At 44.5% G+C, this 16,615-nt stretch carries 11 protein-coding genes; 3 read left to right on the top strand and 8 right to left on the bottom strand.

Features of this window, described 5'->3' with window-relative positions:
- Position 1 precedes the first annotated feature (1 nt).
- The 7 genes from cas1c to cas3 form a co-directional block, all read right to left on the bottom strand.
- Positions 2-1,015: a type I-C CRISPR-associated endonuclease Cas1c gene (gene cas1c / locus DK415_RS01745; RefSeq protein ID WP_109432174.1), complete on the bottom strand. Its 1,014-nt coding sequence runs from the start codon at positions 1,013-1,015 to the stop codon at positions 2-4.
- 23 nt (positions 1,016-1,038) lie between these two features.
- Positions 1,039-1,842, bottom strand: coding sequence for a hypothetical protein (locus tag DK415_RS01740; protein WP_162540448.1), 804 nt, complete (start codon positions 1,840-1,842; stop codon positions 1,039-1,041).
- Positions 1,843-2,061: 219 nt separating this feature from the next.
- The gene (cas4, locus tag DK415_RS01735; protein WP_109432172.1) at positions 2,062-2,715 is read right to left on the bottom strand and encodes a CRISPR-associated protein Cas4; all 654 of its coding nucleotides are present in this window, start codon (positions 2,713-2,715) and stop codon (positions 2,062-2,064) included.
- A gap of 14 nt (positions 2,716-2,729) precedes the next feature.
- Positions 2,730-3,569 carry a type I-C CRISPR-associated protein Cas7/Csd2 gene (gene cas7c, locus DK415_RS01730; protein WP_109432171.1) on the bottom strand — a complete coding sequence of 280 codons (840 nt, stop codon included), beginning with the start codon at positions 3,567-3,569 and terminating at the stop codon, positions 2,730-2,732.
- A gap of 21 nt (positions 3,570-3,590) precedes the next feature.
- A complete protein-coding gene (gene cas8c, locus DK415_RS01725) occupies positions 3,591-5,672 on the bottom strand; it encodes a type I-C CRISPR-associated protein Cas8c/Csd1 (protein ID WP_109432170.1) in 2,082 nt (693 codons plus the stop codon).
- Positions 5,669-6,391, bottom strand: a complete 723-nt coding sequence (gene cas5c / locus DK415_RS01720) for a type I-C CRISPR-associated protein Cas5c (RefSeq protein ID WP_109432169.1) — start codon at positions 6,389-6,391, stop codon at positions 5,669-5,671. Before cas5c ends, cas8c begins: the two co-directional genes overlap by 4 nt.
- Before the next feature lie 7 nt (positions 6,392-6,398).
- Entirely contained in the window at positions 6,399-8,870 is a 2,472-nt protein-coding gene (gene cas3 / locus DK415_RS01715; RefSeq protein WP_109432168.1) for a CRISPR-associated helicase Cas3', read from the bottom strand.
- Positions 8,871-9,067: 197 nt separating this feature from the next.
- On the opposite strand from cas3, the gene glnE reads away from it, so the two are divergent.
- Both glnE and DK415_RS01705 read left to right on the top strand, forming a co-directional pair.
- Positions 9,068-12,001: a bifunctional [glutamate--ammonia ligase]-adenylyl-L-tyrosine phosphorylase/[glutamate--ammonia-ligase] adenylyltransferase gene (gene glnE / locus DK415_RS01710; RefSeq protein WP_109432167.1), complete on the top strand. Its 2,934-nt coding sequence runs from the start codon at positions 9,068-9,070 to the stop codon at positions 11,999-12,001.
- 175 nt (positions 12,002-12,176) lie between these two features.
- The gene (locus DK415_RS01705; protein WP_109432166.1) at positions 12,177-13,124 is read left to right on the top strand and encodes a bile acid:sodium symporter family protein; all 948 of its coding nucleotides are present in this window, start codon (positions 12,177-12,179) and stop codon (positions 13,122-13,124) included.
- A gap of 75 nt (positions 13,125-13,199) precedes the next feature.
- Here DK415_RS01705 and prfC read toward each other — a convergent pair whose 3' ends face one another.
- Positions 13,200-14,783, bottom strand: a complete 1,584-nt coding sequence (gene prfC, locus DK415_RS01700) for a peptide chain release factor 3 (RefSeq protein ID WP_109432165.1) — start codon at positions 14,781-14,783, stop codon at positions 13,200-13,202.
- Between the two features lie 708 nt (positions 14,784-15,491).
- Between prfC and DK415_RS01695 the strand changes: the two genes are divergently transcribed.
- The gene (locus DK415_RS01695) at positions 15,492-16,532 is read left to right on the top strand and encodes a porin (RefSeq protein WP_109432164.1); all 1,041 of its coding nucleotides are present in this window, start codon (positions 15,492-15,494) and stop codon (positions 16,530-16,532) included.
- Positions 16,533-16,615: the final 83 nt, after the last annotated feature.

The raw sequence follows: 16,615 nt of genomic DNA, 5'->3' as shown, positions 1-16,615 counted from the left end.
CTTATCTCATCAAAAACGGCGGATATTCCGCCAAATCTCCGCGCAAATGGCGCGCCAACAGCATTGCCTGAATATACGGCAGCAGCCCGATTTCCACTTCCTCGCCTAAAAACGGATGAACAATTTTCTCCTGCTTTTTCGCCTGCAAGGCTTGGAGCAACAACTTACGCGCATCGGCTTTTAAGCTTACCGCGCCGCTTGCCTCGGCAACAAAATCCTGCGGTTTGATTTGCCCTCGGTTAATCAAGGAAAGCACCAACCTGTCCGCCCACCACGCGCGGAATTCTTCCAAAATATCCTGCGCCAAACTGTCGCGTCCCGGACGGTCGGCGTGCAGAAAGCCCACCTGAGGGTCCAGTCCCACGCCTTGCAGCGCGCCGCTGATGTCCTTGCCCAAAATGCTGTACACAAACGATAACAGCGCATTCACCCCGTCTCTGGGCGGACGGCGGTTACGCCCATCAAAAGTAAAGCCGCTTTTTTCGCTCAAAAGCTGCCCGAACACGCCGAAATAACGCGCCGCCGCATCGCCCTCAATACCGCGCACCACGTCCAGCTCCGACGCCCCCTTCAACTGCCGCAGAGAAATATTCAAAGAATCGACCGCACTTTGAATCGCCCCATTCTCGCCATAATTGCGAATCTGCCGCTGAAGCACCCGCTTACTCGCCTGAATCTTCGCCGCGATGATATTGCGCGCAATCGGCACGGGATTTTGCTCCGACACCCGATACTGCGCCCGACGCAACAGCACATTGCCACTCTGCCGTCCCTGAAGCCGCCCTAGGAAACGCCCGTTTTCAGTAAAAAATGCCAAATTCACATTATTTTCACCGCAAAACCCCAGCAAAAACGGCGACACCAGCACATTCCCAAAACAGAAAATATGCCCGATGGAATGCACCGGCAACTGCGCCACCTTCTTACGCTCCTGCTCCACCACCAGTGTCTCCCGCTCCTTATGCAGATAGCTGCCTTGGGTGGTGATGTAGAGCGTATTTTGTAGTTTTTTCACTGATATTCCTATTACATAATATTTTACTTATTGTCTTTCATTCTAATTAATTCTTTTGGGTTGCATAGATTTAGAGAACCATTAAAAAAACCACATCTTTCATTATCTGTACTTAGATCATATTTAGCAGAATGCATAAAATGTGGGGGAACAAAATTTGTATATAATCTGAAACCTAATTCAGAATCAGGAATTTTAATTATTAGTCCAGATATTTCTAAGTTAGATAAATTGGATAGCATTTTCTGCTTAACTGATGGAAAACTATCCTTTAATTTTTCATTGAAGTCCGGTTTAAAATATCTAATCAAGCCTGCTTCAATAAGATTGATTGATTCTTTAGGCTTTAGAGGTTTCTTTATAATATCTCTTAATCTTTTATTTTCTTTCTCTTTATTAAACTTGATATTCTTACGCCCATCTATATTAGTTAATAATATAGGAGCCTGAAAACTCATCATAGAAATAAAAACTTCTAAGTCTGGACGCTCATACTGTAATTTGGTCAGAATTTTTTGAAAAGTAGAATGGTTTTTCAAACGTTCCAAGGCATTTCTATTTCCATTACCATAAGACTGACCAATGTATTCTATCTTTAAATTTGATAAACTATTTATCAACTCCGAGTCATCTATTTCTTGTAATAAAGAATAAACTGGGATATATCTAATAATCTTATCATTACAATCATAAATAGTTATTTCTTTATATGGATATAAACATTTAATTCTCACAGCGTCTTCCACAAACATGAAATCTCGTAAAAATGCTGACTCCTTGCTTTTTCCATTTGGATAAGAGACTCTAATTTTTCCTTGTAAGATCATTTTTTCTTCATTATATGAAATAGAATTCTCAACAAAATAAATTTGAGGTCTAGTATTTATCATATAAATATGGCAATTACTAATTGCTCTTTTATTTTCTTCATTAATCTCATCATTTGAATTAACATCTTTTGAATGAATTATTAACCAGTCTTCAACAGTAAAACATCAAGCATATTCACTTAAATTATTCATATTATTTCCACAAACCATACAATGTTAGACATTTAAAAATAATCCCATCACATACCCCACACTTCTATCCCGTTTCCCCAGCAACTCCGGCTGGCAAACCTCCACCAGCGAGCAAGCTTTGCAGCGTTTGCCGTAGTTGGGCTGCGGGGTTTGTCCGCTGTTTAGAAGGTCGCGCACGGCGGTGATGGTGGCGAGTGTCTGGGCGAGCAGGTCGTCTGAAAACACGACGGGAACACGGTGGCGGGTTTGCATATACCACAGCGCGCCCTCAGAGACGGTTTGCCCCGTCATTTCTTCCAAGCACAAACCTTGGGCGCAAAGCTGGATTTCGTCCATCGGGTCGGGTTTTGGCTTGCCGCGTTTGTATTCCACGGGTTTCAGACGGCCTGTTTTCGTTTCCACTTCCACCAAATCCAACACGCCGCTGATGCCCAGTTTCTCCGCCGACACATGCACCGTTCGCTCAAAGCGCAAGCCCTTGCGCGTTTCCGGCTCCCCCGAATCCACCCGCTCATGCAACGCCTTGCCTTGCGCAGTCAAATAATTCTCCGCCCACGCCTGCTCGTTGTGAATCAACCCACATTGACGCGGGCAGAAGGCGTAGTGTTGCAGGGCGGAAAGGGGAATCAGGCGCGTGTCCTGATTTTCCCCTTGGGTTTCAGTTGAAAGTGCGGTCATCTTTTTGAATGTTTTTAGAAGCCGTCGATTTCCTGCGGAACTAAACCGTTAAGGTTTTCCAGTTCATAGCTGCCATCTGCATTTACTTTCAGGCTGCCGTGTACTTTGGCGGAAGAATATTGCCCTGCTTTGCTGTTGTGTTCCCACCAGATAAGTTTCAGCACCTGCATGCTGCCTTCGGGGCGAGCGGATGATGCGTCGCCTTCAAAGAGTTTGGTGAGTACGGCTTTGATTTTTTCGGCATCGTCGTCTGAAAAGCCGGTGCGCTCGGCAAGCTGCGGCGACATTGCACCAAAGGCAACGTACACGCCCTGATCGACGCGGTGTTTCATGCCCATGGTGTCGGAGCTCTTTTTCGTGCCATCGCCTTCGCCGCTGACGCTTTTGGTGATTTGGGTGCTGGTGATGCTGATCGGCTCAACACTGAATGCGGATTGAATAGTAACGGGTCCACGCACGGCGATGGAAATGCCGCTGCTGCCGTCGCCGCTGAATGCGAAGACCTGTCCGAAACTACGCACATCTAGCCATTTTTCACAGGCTTTCTTGGCGGTATCGTCTTTGTTGGCTTTTTTAGCGTTAAAGGCATCCGCACCCAAGCCGACATTTTTGTCTTTTGCGCGGTTGGCCAGGCTGGTCATGCCGTCGGTTTTCTTTTCGTCCGATTGCACAAAAATACTCTCGCCACTATCTTGCAGGCGGTCGCGGATTTTACGTTTCAGGCATACGTCGGTCATTTCACCGAAGCCTTGGAAATCGGCACGTGGGCGATTGCCGTTTAAGGGGTCGCCGTTAGGGTTGGCATTGGTTACTTTCAGGATTAAGGCAAAGTCGATTTTTTTGGTTAAGCTCATCTTATTTTTCCTTTAAATGGGTTATTCATGGGTTTTGGTTACTTCTTGCTCGGGTTGGTTGGATTTGTTGTGATACGCCATTTTTTGGCTGTGGTATCCCAACAGGAATTCTGGTTCCAAAGGTTTGTCTAAATCGCATCCTTTCTGTTTCAAATCATCCAGCACGCATATAAGCTGATTAATTTCGTTTTCTCGATTATTCAAAAAGCCTATCGGGCTGGTTAAAACGAATTTTTCCGCAATCCTAATCGGGTAGTCTTTACGCAATCTGTCTTTATACGGTTTCAGATTGGTTTCAAGCTGCTCCCATGTATGAAACGGACACATAACAAAACGCTGCATATAGTTTTCCGCATTAGTTGCACGGGTTTCATTGGCTATTCTCAATGCGGTGCGTTCTAAATGTTCGGCAACTGCCAGTAATCTGCCAAATATATAATCGCGCGAGCGGTTTTCAGTATCTAAGCTCATAGAATATCTCCGTTGTGATGGATATTTACGGGCGCGCCAGCCTTTGTATAGGGCGCAGGCGACGCCGATGTTTCTTTGCCATTCCCAGTTTTCGCAGCCATTAGGGTTGCAGGCTGCCTGAAAACTTTGGCGCACCAAATCTTCAGGAATCGGCACGGATGTTCCGCCTGCGATAACAGGCAGAAGTCGGGCATAAAGCTGTTTTTTGAGTGTATCGGACAGGGATTTGCCGTACACGGCTTCGGCAATGCTGTAAGGCGACGGCGGGACGAAAGCCCAAAGTGTTTTCTTTTTATCTGATTTTTTAGCATTCGGTTGCTCAATGCTGTAACGCTGATACCAAGAAAAATCGTCAATCCATGCGTCTAAATTGGCGAAATAGTCGGTGGGCAGAAATTCTTGGTAATAAGTCAATGCCATGCGCCCCGGCGTGGCAGAATCGAGCATAATCAGGGAGATTTGTTCGTGGGCTTTCAATTCTGCCTGATAGCCGTGCAGTTTCTTTTTGATAATTTGTGCAGCAGCACGCCCGATATTTACAGACCAATCAAGGGATGGCTGTTCAGACGATGCTTGCGATGAAAATTCATCGGGATTTTCAGCCGTACTTAGATCCAAATTATCCCAATCAATTTCGCTGGAAATGTCTTTCATCGGCGATGGGACGGGTTTGCCGCTGATTGCCCAGGCGACGGTAACTTGATCTCCGTTTCGGATGCCTTGGCGTTTTATAAGCCACTTCAGCATATTAAAAGCTTTTTGAGAAACATCTCTCCCCAAAGCTACTGCTTGCTTGTCTGATAAGAACCGACCAAGAAAAGTAAAGCCACTGGTATCATTAGCAGAAACCAATTTCGCATTACCCTCGATTTTGGGATAAGCCTTTGCCGCATAATCTCTTTTACCAGTGATGTAGCATAATTCTGGTTGTTCACTTTCTTCTCCAGACTGGCTCTCTTGATATTTTATCCATTGTTTTTTTATACTGTTTTTACTCCATAAATCCGAATGTGGATCGTTAGATATTTCAACAGCCCATACAATGGTCAAGCTAAAAGGATCATCTTTTCCTGCCGACAAAATATTATCCTTAAAAGAAAGAATCTGTTTCACTAACAAATCTTCAATCAATGAACCTTTTTGAATATATTGCAAAACAATATTTATTTCTTTTAAATTTCCAAACTCAGTCCAGCCAGATAATTGCTTTTCATAAAACTCAAAACAATCTTTATATTTTGCTTTTTCCGTATCGGCAAATTTCTGTTTATCTTCATCAGTCCCTGCAAGAAATTCTTTCCATTTCTTTCCGTTGTCCTTCTCAGCCACTTTAGAAAGATATTCAATTGTTAAGTAATTTCCCGCTGTTTTAGCAATATATTGCAAGCCATCATGTAACGCATAAGAAGCGATAGTTGATCCTGCACGTTTTGATGATTTTTCAGTTACCTGTATTGGAACTTGTTTCTTTACCTCAAATCTCTCTGCCCCAACGAGCTCTGCTTTATCATTCAAAATAACTTTTAAATGAACCGCTTTGGACATATGAAACGGCAATGCCAAGTCTTCATCATTCAAACCTTGTTCTTGGACATATTCATATGTCCGATAAAGTTTCTGCATCCAGCTCATAATTCCAGCTCCTTGGCTTCATCTTCCACAGACTTGACGTTTTCGCCGCGCTTGAACGGTTTTTCAGGCTGCATTTTGCGGATAAATCGGGTTTTCAGACGACCTTCTGTATCATCGATGCTTGGAAACTCAATCACACCGTTTTGCATATTCGCCATCCAAAAACGGCTGACCAATTCCGGCTTTCCGGTTTCTTCGGGATAGCCGAAACTATGGAACATCAGGCCAAAATCCAAATTATCGATTTCATCGTAAAACCCTTCGCCTTCACCGAAAGTGCACGGCTCAACATAGCCTTGGCAATCGCGCGTGCCGAGAAAAATATCCTGCCGCCCTCCGCGTTCCAACATTCTTCTGGCAATGGCGATATGTTTGCCGAAATTGCGATCGCCTGCCAATTCTTCCCAATACTCGTTCCATTCAAAATGGGCTTCTACTTGGTATTCCACGTCCTGCAAAAAGGTGTAAATCGCCAAAGTGTTGCCACCGTTCCAATCCAGCGGCTTGGTGGATTTGCTTTGGGTGCGGATGGGCTTCATTACGCGGATGCGGTCGATATGCCATATCAAAGTTGGCTTCCAGTAAATGCTTTTGACGATGCCTTTAATAGCTTCGTATGTCGGCACTTGGTAGCTGAATTTTTCGCCGCCGATTTTGGTAACCGGGTCGGTAAACAGGGCTTGCCGTCCCCATACGCGGAAACTGATTTTGCTGTCCATATTGCTCCTATAAGTCGTAAAAAGTCATTTCGCTTGTTTCGTCCAAAGACAAGCCGAATTCATCGTTGTAATAGCGTTCTTTGAGATAATAAATACCTGAACCTTCAATGGTTTCATGCAGGGCGTTTTCTTTTTGCAATTTATCCCATACTTTGGGAAAAACGTTCACGCTGTAACGCTGGGCTTTTTTCTTTGCGTCATACATTTCTTTTGGATCCCATTCGCCGCAGAGTTTGGCAATGAGTTCCACACCTTCGCCATACGGCACAATCACGGCGTGTGTCGGTGCGTCTATGGTCTGGAAAACACGCCCTGCACTTTTGAAGGATTGCATCAACAACGGCAACGGTTTGCTTCTTTTATTGTTTTTTTCGCCATAAGGATTCCGTGCGTTATCGCTCAACCAATCCAGCAGCGAACCTGTTGTGCTGTTTTTGACGGAATACGACATTTCATCGCTGCGCTGGTAAAAATAGTATTCAAAATAACGCTCCATCGCGGCAGGCTGCAAAATATCCTGTCCGGTAAAATCGCGAAACACGCGTTCAACATGGGTTTTGCCTGCCTGAATATCGGGTAATATCTGCGTAAAATCCTGCTCCTGCAAATTCAACACCCAAACCTGCCCTTTGCCTTCTTTCTCCCCATGCCGGTTACAACGCCCCGCTGCTTGGGCAATGCTATCCAGCCCACCCAAGGCGCGAATCACGCAAGCCATAGAAATATCCACGCCGGCTTCAATCAACTGAGTGCTGATGCAGATAACGGGTTGTTTGTTTTCCAGACGAGCTTTGATGGTGTCAAAAATCGCTTTGCGGTGCGCCGCACATTGGTGGGTGCTTAAATGAAACAAGGCCTCGGGCGGCACATTCTGCCTTTGGCAATATTGATAAAGCTCCTGCGCCCATTTTTTGGTATTGACGATAAATAGGCAGCTTGGTGTCGTCTGAAACTGTTCCAGCAAAAATGCGCCCGCTTCTTCCACATTCCAGCCGCCTGCTTTTTCGTTGAACCGGATTTCCACGCGCGATAAATCGGCAAACAATTTATCCAAATCCTGATGCTTGCCCATGATTTCGGCATTTTCAGGCAACCTTAGTAAACCGCGCACGACAATACTTTCCCTTTTATCTTCGGGGAAATTCTGCAAACCCGATTCGCCGAGTAAAGGTTGCGTCGCTGTACACAAAACCGCCGTGCTTTTGCCAAATGCCGTCAACCAGTTCAGCACATTGCAAAACAAATGTATGCATTTCACGGGCAGGGTTTGGATTTCGTCAAAAATCAAGACGCTATTTGTCATCGGGTGGATATGGCGTGCGCCGCGCGTACCGCCGCCGAACCACGCATCTAGAAACTGCACCATCGTGGTGAAGACAATAGGCTTATCCCAGTTTTCGGACAACAATTTGTCCTGCCAACTTTGTTTTTCAGGTTCTAGATTAGAATGATGTTCCAGTACCCAATCTTCACCAAGAATCTCACGCACGGCTTGGGCATTTTGATCAATGATGGAAGTATAGGGAATGATGTAGATAATGCGATCAAGATTATGCTTTTGCGCATGATGGAGAGCGTAGCGCAAGCTAGCCAATGTTTTACCGCCACCGGTCGGCACGGTCAGCGTATAAATACCTTGAGAATCGGCCGCTCTTTTTAGGCAGTCGTCTGAAATTTTGCGGCGGATTTTATCGATAGGATAACGGTTTTCAAAACCTGCTAATTTGGTTTCCAACTGATTAATCGCCGATTGCCAATCAGGTTTTTCAGTCAAACGGCGGACATCCTTTTGATCTTCTCGCTCAAAATCCGAGCTGTTGATACGGTCAGCATCAATCAGGCAACTAAACAGGAAACGGGTCAGACAGCCGAGATAAAACTCTTTGATCTTGTTATTGGTGGCTTGATCAGAGAGAATCGGTTTCACTGCATTTAGCAGGCTGCGAATCAGGTTTTCTCCTGCCAATTCATATGCTTTTTGCTGAACGACTTCATCGGCATTTCGTTCGCATTCCACCAAATGTGTCAGTTCATCAGTTTTATTAAACCGCTCAATCCATTTCGGATTACCTTCTCCATCCAAACAGTCAATCAAGCCTTCGCCGTGGTGTGATGCAATGCACAAACCCAGCATTTGCCCGAACAATTCCCCGATGCCCTGCTCTGCACCAAATTTTCTCAATTCGCGGTAAACCCATTGCGCACCGGCGGTGGAGTGGTCAACTTTACTGCCGTTCGGTGTACTTTCTTCATCATCCAAATCAGGATTGAACAAACCCGTTTCATCGTGGAGATATTTTTGGAATTTTCGGGAATATTTACCGAAATCGTGCATGAGGCCAAGTAATTCACCAACAAAACCTAAATCCAGTTTTGCGGCGAGTTGCCCTGAGATAGTAGAGGTTTCCAGTAGGTGATCAATAAGTAATTGCTGTAATCCATCAGATTGACGTACATGTGCAATCGGATTTTTGCTCATCGCAGTTCCTTTTAGGTTAAAATAATGGGAAGCTTCCTCATCAAAATAATTTGTGAGTTTGCGAAAAGAATATCAAAAATATTACATATCATCTAACGCCGATTTTTCATTCTGAGATAGCAATCACACTTTTTCTCCCCTGAAATTTTCGCCATTTCATGCTAAAGTTTACGCATCATTTTTCATAAGGATTCACCATGTCTTTTGTTGCTCAATTTACCGATAAACTCCGTTCGCTTGCCGAGGTTTTAATTCACTCTTTTCCGGAAAAATTCGATTCCACTTTGTTTGAACAAATCGAACAACAAAGAGAAAATCCCGCAACAAATATCGGACAAATGGCTGTGGCAGTGGCGATGTCGGATTTTGTGGCAGAGGCGTGGCAGAAACAGCCTGCGTTTTTAGCAAAATGTTGGGAAAAACTACCGCACTTTGAGGACTGTGACCAGTACGTCGAGCGGTTGGATGAGGTGTTACAGCATGTGCAAACGGAAGAACAGCTTTATCGGGAATTACGTCTGTTTCGCGCCCGTGAAATGGTGAAGCTGAGTGTTTGCCAGAGCCTGAATTTTGCCACGGTGGAACAGGTTTTTATTCGCTTGTCGCAACTGGCTGAAAGCCTGATTATTGGTGCGCGCGATTGGCTTTATGCACGGGCGTGTGAAGAAATGGGTACGCCGATGGATGCGCAAGGCAACGCGCAGCAATTATACATTCTCGGCATGGGCAAACTAGGCGGCTTTGAGCTGAATTTTTCTTCCGACATTGATTTGATTTTTACTTATCCAAGCCAAGGGGAAACCGTAGGTGCGCGCCGTAGCGTGGATAATGCGAAGTTTTTCACCCGTTTGGGGCAACGCTTGATTAACGCGTTAGATCAATACACCGCCGATGGCTTTGTGTACCGCACGGATATGCGTTTACGTCCCTTTGGCGACAGTGGTGCGTTGGCACTCAGTTTTAACGCCATGGAGCAGTATTATCAGGATCAAGGACGCGATTGGGAACGTTACGCCATGATCAAAGGGCGAATTTTAGGTGCGCAAGCAACGGATCCCAATGTTGCCGTTTTACAGAATTTATTGCGCCCGTTTGTATATCGTCGCTACATTGATTTCAGCGTGATTCAGGCGTTGCGTGAGATGAAACAAAAAATCGAACGGGAAGTACGCCGCCGCAACCTCACCGATAACATCAAATTGGGCGCGGGTGGCATTCGTGAAATTGAGTTTATCGTGCAGGTTTTCCAGTTAATTCGCGGTGGGCGGGAAATTGCCTTACAGCAGCACGAATTGCTGAATTTATTGCCGGAACTGAGCAGGCTGAATTTAATTTCCTGCGAACAGGAATCCGATTTGCGCCACGCCTATTTATTTCTACGCCGTACGGAAAATGTGTTGCAAGCCATCAAAGATCAACAAACCCAACAACTGCCCGATAACGAATTGGATCGTCAACGTTTAATCTTCGCCTGCACAGAATTTACCCAATGGGGTGCGCAACAAGAAAGTATTTCCGTCACCTACCCGATTCACGATTGGGCGAGTTTTCTCGCCGTATTACAAGAACATCAGCGCAAAGTGCGGTCGGTTTTTCAGTCATTAATTGGCGATGAACAAGAAGAAAATACATCGGAAAATGCGTGGGAAGATTTCCTCGAAGCGGATTTTGACGAACAAGAATTGCTCGGCATTTTGCAACAAAACGGTGTGCCGGAGGCGGAACAAGATGCGGTGTTGGATCGTCTGTTGCAATTTCGCAACGAACTGCCTCGTTATGCCATTGGTGTGCGTGGGCGGGCAGTGCTCAATCGCTTAATGCCAAACCTGTTGCAACAAGTTTTACACACCCCCAACAGCCCGGTTTTACTGCCACGGATTTTGACGATTATTGAAAAAATTCTCACGCGTACCACTTACCTCGAGCTATTAGCAGAGAATCCGCAAGCCTTGACGCAGCTTATCGAACTGTGTTCCCAATCAAAATTTATTGCAGAACAAGTGGCGCGCCACCCGATTTTGCTCGATGAATTGCTCGATCAAAAATCCCTGCGAAATCCACCGCACTTTACCGAGTACGCTTCCGAATTACAGCAATATTTATTACGTCTGCCGCAAGATGACGAAGAACAATTTATCGACGGCTTGCGCCAGTTTAAGCACGCTGCCCTGCTCCGCATTGCCGCCGCCGATATTCTCGGCGTGTTGCCGGTAATGAAAGTGAGCGATCATCTCACCTATTTGGCTGAGGCCATTATCGGCGCGGTGGTCAATTTGGCGTGGCAACAAATCGCCGTGCGTTTTGGGGTGCCCGAACATTTGGCAGAAGGAGAGAAAAACTTCCTCGTGGTGGGCTACGGAAAATTGGGCGGCATTGAATTAGGCTATAAATCTGACTTAGATCTCGTCTTCTTATACGATCCCGCTAGCAATAGCCAAACCGTTGGTGGCAAAAAAGTCATCGACAGCAACCAATTCTATTTACGTTTGGCGCAAAAAATCGTCAGTATTTTCAGCATGAATACCAGCGCCGGGATTTTATATGACGTGGATATGCGCCTACGCCCATCCGGTGATGCAGGGTTGCTTGGTTGCTCTTTCGCCGCCTTTGAAAACTATCAACTAAACGAAGCCTGGACCTGGGAAAAACAAGCCTTGGTGCGTAGCCGTGCAGTGTTCGGCGAACAGAAACTCCGAGACGAATTTGAAACCATTCGCCACAAGGTACTTTCTGCACCACGTGATTTAGTTCAACTGAAACAGGATGTCTGCGAAATGCGGGAAAAAATGTATGAACATTTGGCAAAACATGATGACGCCCAATTCAACATCAAAACCGACCAAGGCGGCATTACGGACATTGAATTTATCGCCCAATATTTGGTGTTGGCGCATTCGCCGCAGCAGCCCGCACTCACCCGTTGGTCAGATAACGTTCGGATTTTCGAAATCATGGCAGAATATGGCGTGATTTCTGATGCCGATAGCGAACGTTTGAAACAATGTTATGTAGATCTACGCAACCGTATTCACCATTTGAATTTACTCGGTTTACCCTCTGTGGTGGATGCGTCGGAATTTTGTGCAGAACGGGCGTTTGTGCGAGAGATGTGGGCGCGCTTGTTCCATTAAAGTGCGGTCATTTTTGACTGAATTTCATGAGTTAAAAACGTGAATTAATTGTGAAAATAAAAAAATTCACGTTTTCGCCTTTTTCGCCCCGAAAATATTTTTTCATTTCTCCTATTTTCTGCTATGTTGACTACCTTTTTTCACTACTCGTACTTTTAATTTTTAAGGATTTTTTATGCACGCATTGCTTAAATTTACCCAATTTGTCAGTAAAACTTTTGCCCTTTGGGTATTACTTTTCGCTCTCCTCGCGTTTCTCTCGCCGGAAACCTTTTTATGGCTCCGCCAATATATTCCTTACTTGCTCGGCATCGTCATGTTCGGCATGGGAATTACGCTGACGTTCAATGATTTCAGTGAAGTCGCCAAACATCCGAAAGCCGTCATTGTCGGTGTAATCGGGCAATTTGTGATCATGCCATCCATCGCTTTTGTCCTCGCAAAAGCCCTAAATTTACCGGATGATTTAGCGGCCGGTGTGATTCTTGTCGGCTCTTGCCCGGGTGGTACGTCCTCTAACGTGATGACCTATTTGGCCCGTGGTAACACCGCACTTTCCGTGGCTTGCACCACCATTTCCACCTTGTTAGCCCCGTTATTAACGCCGGTGATTTTCTATGTGTTGGCCAGCCAATGGATCGAAATTAACGCCAGTGCGATGTTTATTTCCGTGTTGGAAATGGTGCTTTTCCCAATTTTCTTGGGCTTAGTAATTCGCGCGCTATTCAAAAAACAAATGTCGCAAATCAGCCAAACCATGCCATTGGTTTCCGTCATCGCGATTGTCTTGATTCTTGCGGCAGTGGTTGCCGGTAGCAAAGACAAAATCATCGACTCCGGTTTATTGATTTTCGGTGTGGTTGTCTTGCACAACTGTTTGGGCTACCTCATCGGCTTTATCGCAGCCAAATTACTCAAATTAAATAACTACGACAGCAAAGCCATCGCCATTGAAGTGGGTATGCAAAACTCCGGTTTAGGCGCAGCACTTGCCACTGCGCATTTGAACCCAATCGCTGCCGTACCAAGCGCTGTGTTCAGTTTCTGGCACAACGTTTCCGGCCCGATTTTAGCAAACTACTTCTCTACTTTGAAAAATGGTAACGAAGAAGACAACAAGTAAGTAAAAACACCTAGAAAAAAGACCGCACTTTAATCTCTTAAAGTGCGGTCTGCTTTTTTAACATTTTTGAGCGAATTAATGTTCGCGTGTTTTGAAGAATGTCACGTCAGGGTAACGCTCTTGCGCAAGGTTGAGATTGACCATAGTCGGGGCGATATAAGTGAGGTTATCGCCACCGTCTAACGCCAAGTTTTGCTCGTTTTTACGTTTAAACTCTTCAAATTTTTTCGCATCACCACATTCCACCCAACGCGCCGTTGCCACGTTGACGGTTTCATAAATAGCTTCTACGTTATATTCGGATTTCAAACGCGAAACGACCACATCAAACTGCAACACGCCCACGGCCCCAACGATTAAATCGTTATTCAACAACGGACGGAAAACCTGTACAGCACCTTCCTCAGAAAGCTGTACCAATCCTTTTAATAATTGCTTTTGCTTGAGAGGATCTTTCAAACGAATACGGCGGAATAACTCCGGTGCAAAGTTTGGTATGCCCGTGAATTTTAAGTCTTCCCCTTGGGTAAAGGTATCGCCGATTTGAATCGTACCGTGATTGTGCAAACCGATAATATCGCCGGCATAGGCTTCTTCTGCATGGGCGCGGTCGCCCGCCATAAAGGTTAGCGCATCGGAAATCACCACATCTTTGCCGATACGCACATGTTTGAGTTTCATGCCTTTTTCATATTTGCCCGACACGACACGTAAGAAGGCAACGCGGTCGCGGTGTTTCGGATCCATATTGGCTTGAATTTTAAACACGAAACCGCTGAATTTTTCTTCATCGGCAGACACTTTACGCACATCGGCTTGACGGGCTTGTGGCGCTGGTGCCCATTCGGTTAAACCATCAAGGAAATGATCCACACCGAAATTCCCTAACGCAGTACCGAAAAAGACCGGTGTCAGTTCGCCGTTTAGGAATAAATCTAAGTCAAATTCGTTGCTGGCGCCTTTGACCAATTCCAATTCATCACGTAATTGTTGTGCCAAATCGTCACCTACGGCGTTATCCAATTCCGGATTATTCAAGCCTTTTACAATTCGCACTTCTTGAATGGTGTGCCCTTGCCCGGTTTGGTAAAGATAGGTTTCGTCTTTGTATAAGTGATACACACCCTTGAATAATTTACCGCAGCCGATAGGCCAAGTAATTGGCGCACAGTGAATTTTCAATACGTTTTCGACTTCATCCAACAATTCCATCGGATCACGAATATCACGGTCAAGTTTGTTCATAAACGTGATAATCGGTGTGTCGCGCAAACGGGCGACTTCCATCAATTTAATGGTACGATCCTCAACCCCTTTAGCGGAGTCGATCACCATCAAACAGCTATCCACTGCCGTTAAAGTGCGGTAGGTATCTTCAGAGAAATCCTCATGCCCCGGAGTATCCAGCAGGTTGACCAAACAATCGTTGTATGGGAATTGCATCACGGAAGTGGTGATAGAAATCCCACGTTGTTTTTCCATTTCCATCCAGTCGGATTTCGCGTGCTGTGCGGAACCTTTGCCTTTCACCGAACCGGCTTTTTGAATGGCGTTACCATAAAGCAAAACCTTTTCGGTAATCGTGGTTTTACCCGCATCGGGGTGAGAAATAATCGCAAAAGTGCGGCGTTTATTAACTTGTTCTTGTGGGTATGTCATCTGTTCTGTCTGTGTTGTTTGATGAAGAAATAAAGAAACCGCCTTAAACGACGGTCCAAAAATAAGTGGCGCAACTATATGCTTTTTAGCCACTTTTTTCAAGTTTGAGAATCATGAATGCGAGCACGTTACAACAAAGTGCGGTGTATTTTCCGGGTATTTTTATTTCACCATGATAAGCACTTGGCGTGCATTAAAAACGCACAAAATTTATTCTCTCTTTCATTCATCAAATAAAAATTTATTTCAAATGGAGTGAAAGACTTTTCCCATCCCATTGTTTTTAAAGGCGAATTCCGTCAACTATTATGTGATCAGCATCACAAAAATAAGATGAAATCCAAAATAAATCACTTATCTATTTATTTTATTGCACAGTGATTTCTGTAAAAAATAAAATACATATAAAAATCAATATTTTAATATCAACCCGATAGAAAATAGTCGATCAAGAAAATATAAAAATTGTGATCCAGATAACACTTTTCGCCACTAAACCAAAATGGAAGAATTACATAACCATTTGAAAAATAATGGTTTTAAAAACCACGTGAAATTTCTCGTTTATTGACAGTACTAAAAAGTTTTATTAGCGTTGAACTGAAATCGAGAAAAACGCCATTTAATAAAAACAAAATGGAGTGAAACATCCGATTTTATACAATAAGAACGTCAATTTTGTTAAAACTAAAACTCAAGGTGATTAACATGAAAAAAACACTTATCGCACTAGTAGTAACAGCAATGGCTGCGGCTTCAGCAAATGCTGTTGTCGTTTATAAAAACGAAGGCACAAAAGTTGAATTAGACGGACGTGGCGCATTCGAAATCGTTAACATGAAAGATAAAAAAGTCGACACTAGTGGCAAACGCACTGATTTAGTTGACCGTGGTTCTCGTGTTCGCGTTCGCGCAAGCCAAGAGATTGGCAACGGTTTCAGCGCATTAGCGGCATTTGAAATTCGTTTCACACAAAACGGTACTGTTGGTGATGGCATCAACACCAAACGCTTATTCGGTGGATTTGCACATAAAGATGTCGGTTCATTGACTTTCGGTCGTCAACTTACTTTAGGTGACCACATTCCTAAAGCTAACTACTCTTACGAGTTAGGTGGTAACGTATTACACGATAACGCACCAAAAGCGGTTCACTTTATGTCTAACAAATTTGACGGTTTCCGTGTTGCCGCAGACTACTACTTTGGTGAAGCAGATAAAACCAAAGCAGATGCGGGTCAAGGTTTTGGCGTAGGTGCTTTCTATGACGGCCAATGGGGCGACGTAGGTGTGAGATTCGGTTCCGGTTATATCGAAGTGAAAAAAGCTGATAATGTTGTAGTAACCAAAGACTACAAACAAAAAATTGCCGGTGTCGGTTTTGACGTAAAATATAAAATCGTGACCGTTGGTTTTGACTGGGCTCATGGTACATCAATGAAAGGTCATAGCGATTACAACTTCAAACATAGCATGAAAGCTAAATATGAAAAAATCGACCGTTTTGACTTAGGTTTGAAAGTCGATTTAACCGAGCAAAACGCCCTTTACGGTGCATTCTTATGGGGTACCGGTAAAAATGAAGGCCGAGCTAATGGTAAACACAGAGGCTGGGTAATGGGTGTTGACCACAGATTTAACAAACACGTTGCTGTTTACCTTGAAGGCGGCAAAGCGAATGTTAAAGAAAACGGTACAAAAGTATCTGATGCAGCTCGCATCGGCTTAGGTACCCGTATCATGTTCTAATTCTTATTATTCATAAAATACATACTACTGTCTTTTTGACCGATAGCGAAAGCTATCGGTCTTTTTATATTTGATAGTTCAAC

The organism is Aggregatibacter segnis, assembly GCF_003130075.1.
Lineage (GTDB): Bacteria > Pseudomonadota > Gammaproteobacteria > Enterobacterales > Pasteurellaceae > Aggregatibacter > Aggregatibacter segnis_A.
Note: the sequence above shows the minus strand (reverse complement) of the source record. Positions and strands in the feature narration are given on the sequence as shown.